18 protein-coding genes and 1 other annotated feature are annotated in these 16928 nt (G+C 37.5%); of the genes, 6 read left to right on the top strand and 12 right to left on the bottom strand.

The window, feature by feature from the left end; all coding sequences use genetic code 11:
- Positions 1-402 (bottom strand): YhcN/YlaJ family sporulation lipoprotein, encoded by a 402-nt coding sequence (locus O7776_RS03500; RefSeq protein ID WP_274309266.1) that lies wholly within the window; start codon positions 400-402, stop codon positions 1-3.
- 160 nt (positions 403-562) lie between these two features.
- Between O7776_RS03500 and O7776_RS03495 the strand changes: the two genes are divergently transcribed.
- The gene (locus O7776_RS03495) at positions 563-1084 is read left to right on the top strand and encodes a CotY/CotZ family spore coat protein (protein WP_274309265.1); all 522 of its coding nucleotides are present in this window, start codon (positions 563-565) and stop codon (positions 1082-1084) included.
- Positions 1085-1232: 148 nt separating this feature from the next.
- Here the strand turns inward: O7776_RS03495 and O7776_RS03490 are convergent, their stop codons facing one another.
- From O7776_RS03490 to O7776_RS03465, 6 genes are all read right to left on the bottom strand, one after another.
- A complete protein-coding gene (locus O7776_RS03490) occupies positions 1233-1562 on the bottom strand; it encodes a 4-diphosphocytidyl-2C-methyl-D-erythritol kinase (protein WP_420802146.1) in 330 nt (109 codons plus the stop codon).
- Between the two features lie 45 nt (positions 1563-1607).
- The gene (mgtE, locus tag O7776_RS03485; protein WP_274309263.1) at positions 1608-2978 is read right to left on the bottom strand and encodes a magnesium transporter; all 1371 of its coding nucleotides are present in this window, start codon (positions 2976-2978) and stop codon (positions 1608-1610) included.
- A 232-nt stretch (positions 2979-3210) separates the two neighbouring features.
- Entirely contained in the window at positions 3211-4095 is an 885-nt protein-coding gene (locus tag O7776_RS03480) for an RluA family pseudouridine synthase (protein ID WP_337999462.1), read from the bottom strand.
- A gap of 10 nt (positions 4096-4105) precedes the next feature.
- Positions 4106-4900, bottom strand: a complete 795-nt coding sequence (locus O7776_RS03475) for an NAD kinase (RefSeq protein ID WP_274309261.1) — start codon at positions 4898-4900, stop codon at positions 4106-4108.
- Complete coding sequence (locus O7776_RS03470; RefSeq protein WP_274309260.1) at positions 4897-5577, bottom strand: GTP pyrophosphokinase; 681 nt, start codon at positions 5575-5577, stop codon at positions 4897-4899. Before O7776_RS03470 ends, O7776_RS03475 begins: the two co-directional genes overlap by 4 nt.
- A 75-nt stretch (positions 5578-5652) precedes the next feature.
- On the bottom strand, positions 5653-6039 hold the full coding sequence (locus O7776_RS03465) for a UPF0738 family protein (RefSeq protein WP_274309259.1): 387 nt from the start codon (positions 6037-6039) through the stop codon (positions 5653-5655).
- 749 nt (positions 6040-6788) lie between these two features.
- Between O7776_RS03465 and O7776_RS03460 the strand changes: the two genes are divergently transcribed.
- From O7776_RS03460 to O7776_RS03445, 4 genes are all read left to right on the top strand, one after another.
- On the top strand, positions 6789-7376 hold the full coding sequence (locus O7776_RS03460; RefSeq protein WP_274309258.1) for a CYTH domain-containing protein: 588 nt from the start codon (positions 6789-6791) through the stop codon (positions 7374-7376).
- 23 nt (positions 7377-7399) lie between these two features.
- Entirely contained in the window at positions 7400-8167 is a 768-nt protein-coding gene (locus tag O7776_RS03455) for a lytic transglycosylase domain-containing protein (protein ID WP_274309257.1), read from the top strand.
- A gap of 154 nt (positions 8168-8321) precedes the next feature.
- On the top strand, positions 8322-8720 hold the full coding sequence (locus tag O7776_RS03450) for a globin domain-containing protein (RefSeq protein ID WP_274309256.1): 399 nt from the start codon (positions 8322-8324) through the stop codon (positions 8718-8720).
- Complete coding sequence (locus tag O7776_RS03445; RefSeq protein ID WP_241367726.1) at positions 8717-9523, top strand: DsbA family protein; 807 nt, start codon at positions 8717-8719, stop codon at positions 9521-9523. Before O7776_RS03450 ends, O7776_RS03445 begins: the two co-directional genes overlap by 4 nt.
- A 564-nt stretch (positions 9524-10087) precedes the next feature.
- Here the strand turns inward: O7776_RS03445 and pepF are convergent.
- The 4 genes from pepF to spxA form a co-directional block, all read right to left on the bottom strand.
- Positions 10088-11896: an oligoendopeptidase F gene (gene pepF, locus O7776_RS03440; protein ID WP_274309255.1), complete on the bottom strand. Its 1809-nt coding sequence runs from the start codon at positions 11894-11896 to the stop codon at positions 10088-10090.
- A gap of 59 nt (positions 11897-11955) precedes the next feature.
- The gene (locus tag O7776_RS03435; protein ID WP_274309254.1) at positions 11956-13083 is read right to left on the bottom strand and encodes a competence protein CoiA; all 1128 of its coding nucleotides are present in this window, start codon (positions 13081-13083) and stop codon (positions 11956-11958) included.
- A gap of 259 nt (positions 13084-13342) precedes the next feature.
- Positions 13343-13993, bottom strand: coding sequence for an adaptor protein MecA (gene mecA / locus O7776_RS03430; protein ID WP_274309253.1), 651 nt, complete (start codon positions 13991-13993; stop codon positions 13343-13345).
- 341 nt (positions 13994-14334) lie between these two features.
- Positions 14335-14733 carry a transcriptional regulator SpxA gene (spxA, locus tag O7776_RS03425; protein ID WP_008403575.1) on the bottom strand — a complete coding sequence of 133 codons (399 nt, stop codon included), beginning with the start codon at positions 14731-14733 and terminating at the stop codon, positions 14335-14337.
- A gap of 461 nt (positions 14734-15194) precedes the next feature.
- Positions 15195-15422 (top strand) — a binding site (T-box leader).
- Between the two features lie 183 nt (positions 15423-15605).
- Here spxA and trpS point away from each other — a divergent pair.
- Positions 15606-16595: a tryptophan--tRNA ligase gene (gene trpS, locus O7776_RS03420; protein ID WP_274309252.1), complete on the top strand. Its 990-nt coding sequence runs from the start codon at positions 15606-15608 to the stop codon at positions 16593-16595.
- Here the strand turns inward: trpS and O7776_RS20400 are convergent.
- The gene (locus O7776_RS20400; RefSeq protein WP_476661788.1) at positions 16549-16815 is read right to left on the bottom strand and encodes a YuzI family membrane protein; all 267 of its coding nucleotides are present in this window, start codon (positions 16813-16815) and stop codon (positions 16549-16551) included. The two genes, trpS and O7776_RS20400, sit on opposite strands and share 47 nt — an antisense overlap.
- Positions 16816-16928 lie beyond the last annotated feature (113 nt).

Genomic DNA, 16928 nt, shown 5'->3' with positions numbered 1-16928 from the left:
TTACGTTTCCTCCTTAGATAGCTTTTTCAAATGTTGCAGCTTTTGCTGAACCTTTTGCTGACTTTTTTCCTCTAATAATTTCGATGTTTCCCAGTACAATTTGAAATCTGTTGATACAAGCACTGTTTGTTGTTCAAATTGCTGCTCAATTTTTTGCTGCCACTTCTTTTCAATTTTTTGCTTATTCCATTTACTAAATGGCTTTAACTGCATTGCAACAAATAGTTCATTTTCAACCAATAAAATATTGACTCGCTCAATGTTATCCTCTTGCTTGAACAGTTGCGCGACCTCATTTTGTAGCTGCGTATCATTTGTATTTGTATACGTTTCTACTTGATCACGCTCATTGCAGCCTGCTAAAAGCAGTAGTAAGAGCGCACTTAGCCAAGTTTTTTTCATAACAGCCCACCTTGCATCAAAAGTTGCTCCAATTCTAGCCATTTCAATTGGATTTTATTCAGTTAGTTTAGGAACTTTATTTATGTGTTACATTCGCCCGACTCATCAATCTAGGTATTCATATTGTAGTATTAGCTTAGATTTCAGAGGAGGTGAATTTATGGGATGTGGTAGACAAGAAAGCCATTCTTCAAGCCGACCAATAGCATCATCAAAAGGCTGTGTTTGTGAAGTTGTACGTGCAATTTTAGAAATCCAAAATGCGGCTGTGCAAGACGAATGTTCATCATGTACGACAAACTGTTTCCTAGAGCCACTTGGAGGCATCGTTAGTCCATCAAGAAATTCTGTTGATACACGTGTCTTCACACTACTTAACAAGGATGGTTCACCATTCTTTGCGACATTTAGCTCTTCACACGATGACTCAGCATGTGTATCAATTTATTTCCGTGTTGAAGACATTTTTGATGGGTGCTGCGCTACATTACGTGTATTAATTCCTAAAAATGACAATGATTGTACAGTAGATTTATTGAATAATGAGGGTACAGCTATATCGTTCCGCGAAGTATGTAGCGTAACTCAATTTGAGGCATCAGACAGCTGTGTAACGGTTGACCTTGATTGCTTCTGTGCGGTGCAATGTATTGATGATGTAGACCTTGGAATTTGTAATTAAAACTGCCGAACCCATGCTATTGCTTATTAGCATGGGATACATAAGAAAAACGCAATATAATGTAAAGTGATGTCTTTACTTAAGTAGATCTCTATAAGAAAATTATATTTTATCATCTAAAAAAAGGAGCCATGCTAGCTGGCTCCCCTTACACTGTGTGCTGTATCGTGGCGATATTATTCGCATTGATCCAGCGCTCTTTATTTAAACAATTAAGTAGTACTTCTTCTCCTTGTAACTTTTGAATCGATGCATAAATACGCTCGCCGTCATTCATTATAAATAGTAACATGCGTGGTTCCCTCATTGGTTTAGAGAAAAAATTTAATTGTTTTTCTAGTAAAGCATTTTTTGTTTCTAAGACCTGAGTTGGCACAAAAATCGATGTACTTTCCTCTTGCTGTATAGTTTCTATAGTAGTTTCTATATTTACTATAAAGCTCGGACTCGTAATATATAGTAGCGGTTGCCCTTCCACGTTACACATCCTTTTTCATACAATATGCATACATTTGAAGAGATGCTACATAATTTGGCTGATAAATGTCGACGCTAAACCTAAGTAAATAACAATACTCGTTACGTCATTTAATGTTGTAATAAATGGTCCCGATGCAACAGCCGGATCGACGCCTAGCTTGTGCATTAAAATTGGAATAAACGAACCCGCTAATGTTGCCACTATAATCGAACAACAAATCGCCGCTCCTACTAAAAGCCCAATCATAAATGTCCCTTTCCAAACAAAAATAATTCCTACAACAAGAGCACCGCTGACAAGTCCCATAATTAAACCCGTACTCAATTCACGCAGTACAAGTCTGAATTTGTCTTTCCCACCAATATCGCCTGTCGCAATACCACGAATCGCTACGGCGAGCGCCTGTGTCCCACTGTTTCCTGATGTCCCTGAAATCAGTGGAATAAACGTCGCAAGTAGGGCTACTTTATCTAATGTCGCCTCAAAAATCCCCATCAACCCAGATGTAATCATCCCTAAAAATAATAGAATAATAAGCCATGGAAGACGTTTTCTTGCCGCTTTAAACGGCCCTGCGTCATTGTCGTCCATATCAGAAATCCCGGCTAATTTTGAGTAGTCATCTTCCGCTTCTTCATCAATAACGTCAATAATATCATCAACTGTAATAATCCCTAGTAATTCACGTTCATCATTAATAACCGGAATCGCTAAAAAGTCGTAATCTTTCATTAAATTTGCAACATTTTCTTGATCATCCGTTACTTTTACTGAAACGATGCGATCACTCATAATATCATGAATAAGCAGATCACCTTCAGCAACAATCAGTTCACGAAGTGATAACACTCCAAGCAACTGATGTTCATCATTGACAACGAAAATATAGTAAATCGTTTCGGCTGTTTGCGCTTCTTGCCGCAATACGCGCATCGCTTCACGTACGGTTGCACGTTCTAGCACCGATACGTATTCCTTCGTCATAATGGCCCCGGCAGTATATTCTTCATACGCTAGAAGCTCATTAATTTCTTCGACAGTTTCGTCGTCCATCATTTCTAAATAATTTTCACGTTGTTCCGTATCTAACTCATTTAAAATGTCTACTGCATCATCGGCATACATAAAACTAAGCATAGCCGCACCATACGATGTATCCATTTCATTTAAATAATTTTCATATTCATCATCATCGAGTTCAATGGATTGGAAAATCATCGCCATTTCTTTAGGAGACAAGAATCGATAGATCACCTGTCGTATGTCAGGGCCCACCTCTTCATAAAACTGTGCCTGATCATATGGGTGTAACTCTAAAAAATGCTCACGGAATGCTTCTATTTTTTCTTCTTCCAGTAGCATTCGCAAAAATGATTCATCGTAATGAACCTCATTATCTTTTTCCTCTATCATGCTTGTCCCCTCCTTCCATTTACTAATGACGCACTATTTTAGTACAAAAATTAAAGTATAGTCAAGCACTTACGTACTTTAATTTCATTTTAATGGATTCCTATGAAGTTTGCTTGCTTTGGTTGTAAATTTTTTTAGCAATTAAATAGAATTATGCAAATTCTATCGCTAAATAGTTAAATCCATTCATTTTGTCCTATAAAAAAAGATGCCACTTTCACTTTGGCATCTTCTAGTTTAATATCTCGATAAAATCTTTTGGTAGTTCACAGTTATATTGTATGAACTGTTTCGATAAAGGGTGCATAAATGAGACGTAGCAACAATGAAGTGCTTGGCGGTTCAATTGTGTGTGGCTCCCCCCGTATAGTTCGTCTCCTACTAAGGGGTGTCCGATTGAACTCATATGAACTCGGATTTGATGCGTGCGTCCTGTATGGAGTTTTAAGCGAATATGCGTAGTTTTCGCCTTTCGCTCTAGTACCATCACATCTGTATGCGCATATTGTCCGTCTTCACGTACTTCGCGCTCAATAATGCTCGTATCTTTACGACCAATTGGTGCAATGATTGATTGTTTATCTTCAGCTACTATACCTTCTACAACTGCCTCGTATTCGCGATGCACAAGGCCTTTCTTTTGCTGTTCACTCATTAAATGGTGAATATGGCGATGCTTGGCGATTACCATGAGGCCAGATGTATCACGATCTAAGCGCGTTACAATATGCACTGTTGAAGCCAGCTGTTGTTGTTGAAAATAACCACAGACAATATTGGCTACGCTACCGTCTGGATGCTCTCGTGAAGGTATCGAACTCATAAAAGCAGGTTTATTGATAACTAGCAGCGCATCATCTTCATAAATAATATCAAGCTCACCCTGTTGTGGGACTAAGCCATCACTCACTTGTTCAAGCGGGAAAATAATCGTTACTTCATCATCAACTGCAAGTGGGTGTCGCACATTTTGTTCCTCACCATTGACATAAAGTGCGCCACCGTCAAATTTTATTGCGGTTAGCGCACGTTTTGAAATTCCCCAGTTGCCGATTGCTTCACGCAACAACTGACCTGGGATTTGATTTTTAAATTGTAATTGAAATCGTTTTTCCATAATCCTCTTTCTACTCATTTGAAATAAATGAATCATGTACACGCTCCCAAAATGGGAATGGTCGGAAGCGTGCAAAACGTACTTTTTCATTTGCAACGTTAAATGTAATTGACTTTACATCTGTTTCCGTCATGCTAACATGGTCGACCGTCATATTAAACTGCTGTTCATTGACTGGCTTTAATACGCAGTTGTGATGTGCAGGTAATACAAGTGACGCACCTACTGTACGGAAAACACGATTGTTGATTGAGGCCATTTCAGTAATTTGAAATGCTTGTAATGTCGGATGAATAATCGCCCCGCCTAATGCTTTGTTATAGGCGGTACTTCCTGATGGCGTTGAGACGCATAATCCGTCACCTCGGAAACGTTCAAAATGCTCGCCGTTTAGTTCAACATCCATTACAAGCGTAACATCTGGTGATTTAATCGTCGCCTCGTTTAGTGCTAAAAATGTGCTCGACTCTGATTGATGTCGATGTACTTGTACCTCTAATAGCGGGTACTCTACCACATTAAATTCTTTTTTTGCAATCGATAATACAAGCTTTTCAAGTTCGGATGGCTTCCAATCGGCATAAAATCCTAAATGCCCTGTATGAATACCAACAAATGCCGTCTTATCGAGTCGATTGGCATAACGGTGAAACGCATGTAAAAGCGTTCCATCGCCGCCTATAGATAAAACAATTTCCGGCTCTTCCTCATTTAGTTGCAAACCAAAATCGATTAAATATGCTTTTGCGAGCTCCATCAATTCGTTTGATTGGCTGTCTCTGCGTGATTGAATAGCAAATTTCATGAACTTTCACGCTCCTCTTTGTCGTTTGACTTATGGATAGCTGGATTCGTTGCTTCTTTTATTTCGCTAAAGTATGCCTGTGCCTCTTGAATCTCACTGCGAATGGATGACATTTCCTCATCTAAACGGAACGCTGCCTCTGCTGCACTTTGCAAGCGGTTTTTAATTTCTTCTGGGAAAACACCCTTATATTTATAGTTCAACGAATGTTCAATCGATGCCCAGAAATTCATTGATAATGTGCGAATTTGAATTTCAGCAACTACTAAAATGCACCCTTGAATCGTTTCAACTGGATATTCAACAATCATATGGTGTGAGCGATATCCACTCGGTTTACTATGAGTGATATAATCTTTTTCCTCAATTATTTTCATATCGTTACGTTGGCGAATAAGCTCGGACACGGTTGCAATATCATCAACAAATTGACACATAATGCGTAAGCCCGCGATGTCTTGTAGTTCATTACCTAAATTCGCAGTGGGTTCAAATGGGATGCCTTTCGCAAGCGATTTATCATAAATACTAGCAAGTGGCTTCACACGACCTGTCACGAATTCGATTGGCGAGTTTGCACTCATTATGCCAAATTGTGAACGCATCCCTTTTAACTTAATTTTCAACTCGTCCACCGCTTGTTTATATGGACTTAAAAATATTTCCCATTGCCCCATTTACAAAACCTCCCAACTGAAAATAGTAGCTCTCGTTCCCTACTATTTCACAACACAACACTGCATTCATTATACTTAATTTTGCGCAAAAAAATCAGCAAAAGCCTCTTCAACTGCTTGTACAAATGTTTCTCCGTAATTGCCATTGCCCTCAATATTATAAAGCAGTGATTTTAGTTCATTTGAAAAGTCATTTAACTCAAATGCACCGTCATCTACTGTTAAAAAAGCTTTTTGTTCCGATAAAATCATATGCACTAATTGCGGCCAAATTGATTGATCAAAGCGCAAATAACTATATGAATCATTTTCGTCGATTAAATAAAGAAATGCCCCATTATCTGAATCTGCCAATACTTGCCCGGTTGGCTGAAATTGGCTAAGTTGTTTTTTTTCATTTAAAATAAAATAGATTTCATTATGTACTACGTCAAATTGATTAATTAAATATACATTTCGCAAGTGATTAGAACTCCTTTATGAAAAACTGTTACTTTCTATTTTATCATATGACAATCAATTGGTGCAGAGTGGTTTTGAGTAAAAGGTGTTATGTATCTTTGATTAAAATCTAACGAATTCAGTGTTACTTATTTTTGCGGGCTCCGGCATGACAGCATTATGGCCACGTGGTACGTGTCCATACTACTGTCTTTAATGCCGCATGCAAGGCCCGCCAAACTAAAATGTTGCGTCTTAATTTAGTTAAAAGAGTCCAATGCTGCCGCTTGCACATTCGCGAGGCGGCAGGGATGAATAAAATATGTCGCTGTTTACAATATTATATCTTTGATTAAAGTTTAGCTCTGTAAAGAAAAATTAGCTATTTGAAGTGTCTCAAAAATAAAATCATCTTTAGGCAAAAGTAGACTTTATTTTCAATTACAATGTTCCATTCTTACACTCCATTTAAAAGCTTTGTAATAAAAACTAACTTAGTTTTATAGTAGAGTGACGCGAAGTGAAGGGGCGGACTCCTTGGGGATTAAGCGTGCGCGGAAAATCCACTATATGCTTGCCGCCGTAGTGGCAAGCATATAGTTAGTTGTAGCCACGCCCCCAGGAAAGCATGCCCCGTAGCGTAGCAGAACGAAATATATTATTTGCATGCACTTTATTCGAAATATTGTATAAAAAATTACTCATTGCAAGTAAAATTTTACGAATAGTATATGAACCGTATCAAAATATGAAACTAAAGGAGTCAACTTATGTCTCAACATATCGAAATTGAATTTAAAAACATGTTAACAAAGGCGCAGTACGAGAAAATGCTTGCAGATTTTAACGTACTACCAGAGCAAATTATTCGTCAGGTAAACCATTATATCGATACACCAACGCAGCATTTAAAAAAAATTAAAAGTGCGTTACGTATTCGTGAGTTTGGCAAACACATCGAATGCACATTAAAAGAAAAAGCTTCCGAGCATCAGCATTTAGAAACGACCGATATGCTTACACGTGAACAAGCCGATCGAATGCTTGCAGGTAACGGCATCGAAGCACCAGATGTAATGGGCAGACTTGTACTTTTTGACATTCCATTGAACGACTTACAACACTACGGAACTTTGACAACAGACCGTGTAGAGCTTCCATACGAAGGAGGTTTACTCGTTTTTGACCATTCTTTTTATTTGCACTGTGATGATTATGAGGTAGAATATGAAACAAATGATGAAACTTATGGAAAAACTGTGTTTCTTCAATTTTTACAACAATACAATATCGAGCCGCAAACCGCACCGAAAAAAATCGTGCGCTTTATGACGGCATTAAATAATCAGAAAAGCTAGGTGCCTTCATGGATATTTCATCAATGAAAACATTATTAGAGTTACAGGCGTTGCAAAATTTAAACACAACAGATAGTTCAAATTCAAGCACTTTGTCATCATCAAACACTACATTATTCTCTGAATTACTGAGTGATTTATTAAATGGCCAAGGACTTGGCACATCAAGTTCATTAGATGAGCTTGGTGATGTAAGTTCATTGCAGCAAGTATTAAATTCTTTACAAGGCGATTCAACAACATCGGCTAGTGCAAATAATTACATTTCTTCGTTTTTATTAAATAACGGTGCAGGCGGGAGTTCATTGCAAAACCTAATCAATCAGGCAAATGAACAAACAACAGGCACTTCGATTGAACATTATGTCAAAGACTATACGGGCAAATCATCATTCGAAAACCTACTTGCTGGGGCAGAAAAATATAGCTCAGAAATTGCAAAAGCTTCGGAAACTTATAATTTACCCGAAAAGTTAATTGCCGCTGTCATGAAACAAGAATCTAACTTCAATGCCTCGGCAGTTAGCTCAGCTGGAGCATCTGGTTTAATGCAGTTAATGCCTTCAACAGCTCGTTATTTAGGGGTAACAAATAGTTCCGACCCAGAACAAAATATTATGGGTGGCGCAAAATATTTACGCCAAATGTTAGACCAATTTGACAACAATATTGAAACAGCATTAGCCGCTTATAATGCTGGCCCTGGAAACGTGAAAAAATACGATGGAATCCCACCATTTAACGAGACACAAAACTACGTAAAGAAAGTTTTGAACTACTATAACACGTAATCAAAATGCCCTTCATAATATTTTTCAGGGCACTTTATTTGTTAAAAACGGTTTACGTTGCTAGAATAATTGTATCGCCCTAATGAAATTTCATTACAAAAATGGGGGTACCATTTACAATAGGGACGAAGTAAGACACAAAGGAGTACAACAAATGAATCGAAAATATACGGTTCCTTATGAGGATATTGGCGCTGATAAGCTTTCTGAATTAATGAATGCGTTCTACTCTCGAGTGGCGAAGCACCCTTTACTAATTCCTATTTTCCCTGAAGATTTAACAGAAACGATTCGTAAACAAATTCAATTCCAAACGCAGTATCTTGGCGGTCCTGACCTCTACACAGAAGAACATGGACACCCAATGATGCGTGCGCGACATATGCATTTTAAAATAACACCTGATCGTGCGCAAGCCTGGCTAGAGTGTATGGCAGAGGCAATGGACGAGGTTGGTTTAGACGGAAAATTCCGCGAAGTATATTTTAAACGCCTTGTTATGACTGCTCACCATATGGTAAATGCCCCGAATGATGAGGAGGGATTTGAGTGAATAATGTCCAAGTTTTACAGCAACCAATAACACCTTCTACATGTAATAAGCCAATTGAACTTTACATTTTCATTGACCCATTAGATGACCGTTCTCTTGCGATGCAGTTAACACTGCGCAAGCTACAAGTCGAATATGGTCACTACTTTACATGTCGTTACGTCCTTAGTACGGAGCTATCATCACTGAACTCTATGACAAACCGTATGAAAGGCTGTGTTACCGGAGCAGAACTGGATATTACCCATCCAGCACTTCCTTCCATTGCAATTAAAGCTGCTGAGCTCCAAGGGAAACGTGCCGGGTTCCGCTATTTGAATAAAGTACAAGAAGTGACAGCGCTAAAAACACGCAATATTAATTCACATGCAACGTTAATCGAAATTGCACAGCACGTCGATTTAGACATGAATGAGTTTATGGCGGATTTCGGCTCAAAAGAAGCAGCGCGTGCCTTCCAATGTGACTTATACTTAACACGCGAAATGGAAGTAGAAGAAATCCCAAGCATTGTCTTTTTCAACGAATGCATCGAGGATGAAGGTTTAAAAGTTTGTGGTTCTTATAACTACGAGGTATACGAACACATTTTAGCTGAACTACTTGGTGAGGAGTTAATTCGCCAACAAGCACCCGCATTAGATGAATTATTCACTCGCTTTACAACATTAACAACTGCTGAAGTAGCTGAAATTTATTCTATTAATGAGCAAGCAGCAGAACGCGAACTAAAAAAACGTATGCTACAGCAAAAAGTCGAGCGCCTAATGACCGACGATATCACGTTATGGCGCGCAAAATAATCTAGCACTTATAACATCATATTTCTTACCAACCTGTTTTTGTAGGTTGGTTTTTTTATATTGAATTGTAGTTTATGAGGTATTTTAATGAAAAACGCTTTTACGTTTAAGCATGTTTGGAGGAAACTCTCTTGCTCACATAAAAACTTATGCTTTTCTCGTAAAAAAACAAAAGAGGCGCCCCTATCCTCGACAGATAGGACGCCTCTTTTTCACAAAGGGGATGGGAGAAATGTTCACGTTCAAACAAAGGGGTGTATGTTTGTTATGTGATTTATTTCACGTCTATTACTCTATCATGGAATAATTATTGTTGCAACGAAACAAGCTTTATTTCACAAATTCGTCAAATAGAAAGCGTTTCCATCAAAATATAAGCGTTTTATTAAGGTATTAAACATTCAAAACTTCGAAAACTCTTAAAACTCTTGATATAAAACGTTTCTTAAAGTAGCCCATTTTCTTCTCTATCGTGTCTATATCAAATAAACAGTATTAAAACTTGCAAAACTTGAATTTAAAAAATAAAAAACGCACCTAAAACAGATGCGTTTTCACAAACAATTAATTATTTAATAATAACTTTTCAAGCTCAGTTAATTTTTCTTCGAATACTTGGCAAGCTAGTGCGATTGGCTCTGGAGATTCCATATCAACACCCGCCGCTTTTAATACTTCGATTGGGAAATTCGAGCAGCCTGCTTTTAAGAAGTTGTTAATATAACGTTCTACAGCTGGTTGGCCCTCTTCTAAAATTTGTTTTGATAATGCCGTTGCAGCAGATTGACCAGTCGCATATTGATATACGTAATAGTTGTAATAGAAGTGTGGGATACGTGCCCATTCAAGGCCAATTTCCTCGTCTACTGTCATGGCATCACCAAAGTATTTTTTATTTAAATCGTAGTACATTGCCGTTAATTTATCTGCTGTAATCGCTTCGCCTTTTGCATCGATTTCGTGAATCATATGCTCAAATTCAGCAAACATTGTTTGACGGAATACTGTACCACGGAAGCCATCTAACCATTGATTTAATAAATAGATTTTTTGCTTTTCATCATCTAATGTATTCATTAAGTGATCAAATAATAATTCCTCGTTACATGTTGAAGCCACTTCTGCAACGAATATAGAGTAATCCGCATATTGGTAAGGCTGATTTGCACGTGAATAATAGCTATGCATTGAGTGACCAAATTCATGTGCTAATGTGTATAAGTTGTTCACATTATCTTGCCAGTTCATTAATACATATGGGTTTGTACCAAATGTACCCGATGAGTAAGCACCGCTACGTTTTCCTTTGTTTTCTAACACATCTACCCAACGGCTATCTAGACCTTGCTGAACGGTATTTTGATACTCTTGCCCAAGTGGTGCAAAGCTTTCTACCATTGTTTTCTTCGCTTCATCATACGTTACTTCCATTTTCACTTCTTTAACAAGTGGTGTGAATAGGTCATACATGTGTAGCTCGTCAACACCTAACACTTGTTTACGTAGCGCTACGTAACGATGAAGTGCTGGTAAGTAGTCGTGAATTGTCGAAATTAATTGATCGTATACTTTTTCAGGAATAAAGTTGTTGCTTAGAGCCGCATGACGAGCTGATTCGTAATTGCGAATTTTTGCATTAGCATTTTGCGCTTTTACATTACCTGAAATTGTTGCAGCAAATGTGTTTTTGAATTGGCCATAAGTAGAATAAACTGCTTTAAATGCTGCTTCACGTACGTTACGGTTATCGCTTTCAAGCATTAGAATGTAGTTACCGTGCGTAATTTGCACCTCTTCGCCGTCTTCCCCAGTAATTGTTGGGAATTCTAAATCGGCATTGTTTAGTGCGCTGAACGTTTTGCTCGCTGTAGAAGCCACTTCAGACAATTGTGCTAATAGTTCTTCTTTGTCTGCTGATAGTACATGCGGACGACCTAGATTAATTTCCTTTAAGCTTTGTTTGTATAACTCCAGTGGCTCGTAGCTTGCTACATAGCTGTTAAGCGTTTCTTCATCTAACGCTAAAATTTCTGGTGTAATGAATGACCATGCTGCTCCTGTTTTTGCAAATACTGAACGCACGCGACCATCTAAATCTTGATACGTTGCGTTTGTTGTATCTTGGTCATGCTTTAAATGAGAATAGACATATAACTTTTGCAAACGCTCATATAATGCGTCGCTAAATTGTAATGTATTGTATAAGCTTTCCGCGCTATCAGCAACTTTCCCTTTATAGTTTGTTGCTTGTACAGATAGCTTTTCTACCTCTTTTAGTTCTGCTTCCCAGGCTGCATCTGATTCAAAAATTGATGTTAAGTCCCACGTTAATTGCTCCGGTACTTCTGAACGAGTTAAAATTTGTTTTGCCATTAATAATTACCTCCCACTATTACGAAATTCGAAATTATAAGTCTATTTAAACAATTTCGCTATCCAATTGCAACCAATTCGTCGTAAAGTACTTCAATTAAGTTTCTTTTTTCCAAATGATCATCAGCAGATTGGACATTTAATCGTTTTAACAAACTTAAATAGTACGTCACTTCTATCTTTCGCTCTATTGTCATAGCAAAACTTGCCCACTCAAAAAAATAAGGAACCGCATTTGCGTTCATCGTTTGTGGCGTAAGTTCATGACATTTCAAAAAATAAAATAACTGTACTTGCCATTCTACGTAAAATTCTTCGAAGGCATTCGTATTTCGGACAGGAATTCCAATAAAAATCGGTAAACGATTTCCCGTTAAACGTAGCTCATATATCGCACGTAAAAATTGGTCGTTCACACCTCGCTTACTCAACAAAAGTCTTGAGAGCATATAGTCATCTCGAAAATTTAGTATTAGCGAAAATAATTGGTCAAATTTTTCTAGGGAAATTTTAGATGGAATCAGAAATGGAAACTGCTGTTGCTTGAGTGGTATACGGTGAACTTGCCCTATATATTGCGTCTTTTTTAAATGCGTTATGTTACTTATATAGTAAAACAATTCCTGTTTCACATCATAGGTCATTAAATAACGCTGCCCGTTGTTTTGTAAAAGATATTGGCTCATCGTTTGATTAATTTTGATTTTTTGAATACCAAGCCCCTTTAACTTTTCAAAAGGTGTATGGACAATCCAAATAGGCGTAACATTTACTTCCAGATAGCCTTTCGTTCGCGATGTAAATAGCCCCAGTGCTAGTTGGCTGCATTGAAATTCAATCGCAAACAAGCGGTTATGATGTTCGATTAAAATGTCAGGCCTTTGCTGTATTTGTGGAAGAAATGGCTCTAAAATTGGGGATAGCTGAAGTTTTTCAAATAGTTCATATAGATGTTGCTTACCAAGTAAATGAGCCTCTGATTCACGTTCGGAAAACAAATTGTCACATTCACTATTATGAAAATGGGCAAAGTGTGGAATTCGAATTTGGCCAATTTTTAATTGCAGTGGCTCGTTACATTGTGGGCAAAAAAATTGTTGTTGCTTCTTCAGCAACTGCAATTCATCTCTTGAAAATTGTCGATGTAAAACAAATAGCTGCTTATTTTCATTGTGCGCAACTAGCATAGAATCACCCCTTTTCCCAATCGTAACGAGTATTGACCGCAGTTTCAACTTACAACAAGTAACTAATGGAAAACTGTCGATTTCATGTATAGTCAGAAACGTGTTAATATGCTCGACCAATCCCGACACATATTGGAAAAATCTCCTTCAAAGGAAACGTTCACCATTTTCGAAGGAGGGAGCTAATGATGAGAAGCCTTGGCGCTATACCTTAGATATCAAAAAGACCACCTACATAAATCGTAGGTGGCCCTGTATATTAAAAGTAACTAATAATCGTTTCAAAACAGTCTTCTGGAATGATTTTCTCCGCATATTCTTCTAAACGGTGAATTGTCATTTTAGAAACTGATAAATATTCGCTGCATAATGCGATAACATTTCGTGCATCTGCCTGCTCTAAATGTTGTAAATCAACAAATAAATAGTAATAACTTTCCCATTTGTACAATGCCGATGGAACGCCAAGTTGCACTGCGCGTTCGGCAAGTGGAACTAATTCATCAATATCTTTAAAACGGAAGCGTGCGTTTTCAAGTGACTCTACTTCCCTATTCCCTTTGCCACCAATTGAATTGAAAATCGAGTCTTCCATCTCATTTAACTGATCTGCTATATGAAGGTCGTCTTCAAACGAACCAACCATCGATGAAGTCTCAGAATCATTGTTCAATGCTGCACGTGTTACTACAACTTCCAAACCACTTTCTGATGCATTTATATGGATCCAAATTGGTCCATCTAAATCGAAGTAATCTTCGGTGTTCACTTCGCCAATGACATCCCAGAATAACTCTTCCCCTTTTGCGCGATTGTACCAAATTTCTTCGCGCGTATATCCGCGGTCCTCAATATCACTATACGTAATAAATAATTTTAGCGTATTTTCATTAATGCGTTCGATGTCCATTAGACCTCAACTCCCTTCACAGTCATTGTATAGAACGTCATGCTTTCTTACAATATTATACAACATGGCTATCTATTGCATCAGAACTTCGATACTTTTCATACACTAAAGTATCTATAAATCTATTGTATGATGGATTGCCTTAAAATGAAAAGGAAAAACATTACCCTCACTAAATAATTTGAATACTTGCAATTGTATTGCACTTACCGTTGTAAAGCAAGTGACAACTTACCTTACATTATTATACGCAATTGTTAGCAAAGCTTTTGGACTTTTTCGGACAAAAAAAGATGTTACAATCGCTAATTTGCAACCGTAACATCGTGTATTGCGTTTATTTAGTTAACCATACGTTGTGCTTCTTGTAATTGATAAGCTCTTACTTTTCGAGGTAAGAATCGACGAATTTCATCTTCGTTATAACCAACTTGTAGTCGTTTTTCATCTAAAATGATCGGACGACGTAAAAGTCCTGGATATTCTTGAATTAACTCGTATAAACGTTGTAATGGTAATGTTTCAACATCAACGTTTAATTTTTGGAAAATTTTCGAACGTGTTGAGATGATTTCATCGGTGCCATCTTCTGTCATTCGTAAAATTTCTTTAATTTCGCTAATTGTTAAAGGCTCTGAGAAGATATTTCGCTCAGTATATGGAATGTCGTGTTCCTCTAACCATGCTTTCGCTTTGCGACATGAAGTACAACTTGGTGAAGTAAATAATGTTACTAACATTGTCTCACTTCCTCTCTAATTGATTCAATTCAATTGCTATAAGTGTCTTCTTTCAAAAGAAGCAAATTGTAGAAAAATACTTAGTTTAGAATTAATTTAATTTAAAATTACGTTCTTATTATACATGAAATACGCATGTTTGAATACACCTTGTCAACAAAAAAGTGAGGCTTAACGTAAATTTTTATGACGATTTTCTCTCTAAAGATCATATATTTCATCATTTTTAGGAACAATGATTTTATACCCAAAAATAGTGAGTATCAAACGTCAGTCAAGCGGATAAAATTTCTCATTTATATGCATTAATTGAGAAAATAGTTTGACAATTCAAGCCTTTTCCTTGTGATTTCTATACGTAATCCTACTATTTCCAATTCCCTAGCTTCTTATACAAAAATTTTTATGTGAAATGATTGCCTTTTTTTCGCGCGGTGCGTTATAATCACTTTCAAGATTATAAAAAAACGTTGACGAAGAGTAGTACATTTAAATCGAATGTTTAGAGAGTCTGTGGTTGGTGAGAACAGACCATTCGTTAAATGGAATGGACTTCTGAGTTAGCTTTACGAACGGACACTAATATGTGGTTCCAGTAGTTTTGCTCGTTGCCTTCACGTTACGAAGAAGAGTGGCCAATATTGGCAAGCTGGGTGGTACCGCGGATTTAAACATCATTCGTCCCTTCTATTTTTTAATAGAGGACGCATGATGTTTTTTATTTTTATTTTTATTTAGCTAAGCTAAATAAAAAAGCCTCTGGCAGTTGTTACAGATTTTCAAAGGACATTTCGAGCACTCCCGAAAAAATCTGAACATAACTACGCCAAGGCGAAATTGAATTATATCTCATTTAGCGGAGGGACTTACCAATGACAACCATTTTTTCAGGCGTACAGCCAACAGGTACGATTACGTTAGGGAACTATATCGGCGCGATTAAACAATTCCCAGAACTACAAGAACAGGGCGATGCAATTTACTGCATCGTGGACCAACACGCGATTACCGTGCCACAAGATCGTTTAGAACTACGAAAAAGCATTCGTTCATTAGCAGCTATGTACATTGCATGTGGCATTGACCCGAATAAATCAACATTATTCATCCAATCAGAAGTACCAGCACATGCACAGGCAGGGTGGTTATTACAATGTGTTGCGACAATTGGTGAATTAGAGCGTATGACGCAATTTAAAGACAAATCAAATGGTAAAGAAACCGTTTTAGCCGCTTTATTAACATACCCTCCACTTATGGCAGCTGACATTCTTTTATACAATACTGACATTGTGCCTGTAGGTGAAGACCAAAAGCAACATATCGAATTAACACGTGACTTGGCAGAGCGTTTTAACAAGCGTTTTAATGACATTTTAACGGTTCCAGACATTCAATTACCAAAAGAAGGCGCTCGTATTAAATCATTACAAGAGCCAACGAAAAAAATGTCAAAATCAGATCCAAACACAAAAGCAACTATCCGTTTATTAGATACAACAAAAGAAATTGAAAAGAAAATTAAATCAGCAGTAACCGATTCTGAGGGCATTGTAAAATATGACGTTGAAAACAAGCCAGGTGTATCTAACCTATTAATAATTGAATCGGCATTATCAGGTGTATCGATTGCGGATCTTGAAAAGAAATATGTTGGCAAGGGCTATGGCGATTTCAAAGCAGGTGTCGCTCAAGCTGTTATCGAGCATTTAACACCAATTCAAGAGCGCTACTACGCTTTAATCGACTCTCCAGAATTAGACGACATATTAGACGAAGGAGCAGTGAAAGCAAATGCCATCGCTTCTAAAACGCTTAAGAAAATGGAGAACGCGATGGGCCTTGGACGTAAACGACGCTAAACATGCCAATGAGTGCAGCGAGTGCTAAATATAGCTCTACTCCGTTGACAATGTATGATAGTACCGCATGCCAAGAATAACCGAGCGTACGATAATTGAGATACAAAATGATATTGCTTAGCGACATTACACATAAGCCGTAACAGACTAAAAAAAGTACAAATCGAGTCAACGCACCATCCTTTGTACACAATATGAAAGGGGGTGTCCTGAAATTCATGTCAGGACACCCCCTTTGTACATCCAGTAAAACACTGGCTATTAATACGTTGTCACACAATGTGACCACTTTTCTTATTCTGACTACCGCAAAAGCACTACTTTATGCGGATA

This window comes from Solibacillus daqui (assembly GCF_028747805.1).
GTDB lineage: Bacteria > Bacillota > Bacilli > Bacillales_A > Planococcaceae > Solibacillus > Solibacillus daqui.
This window is presented reverse-complemented; position numbering and strand designations above follow the sequence as displayed.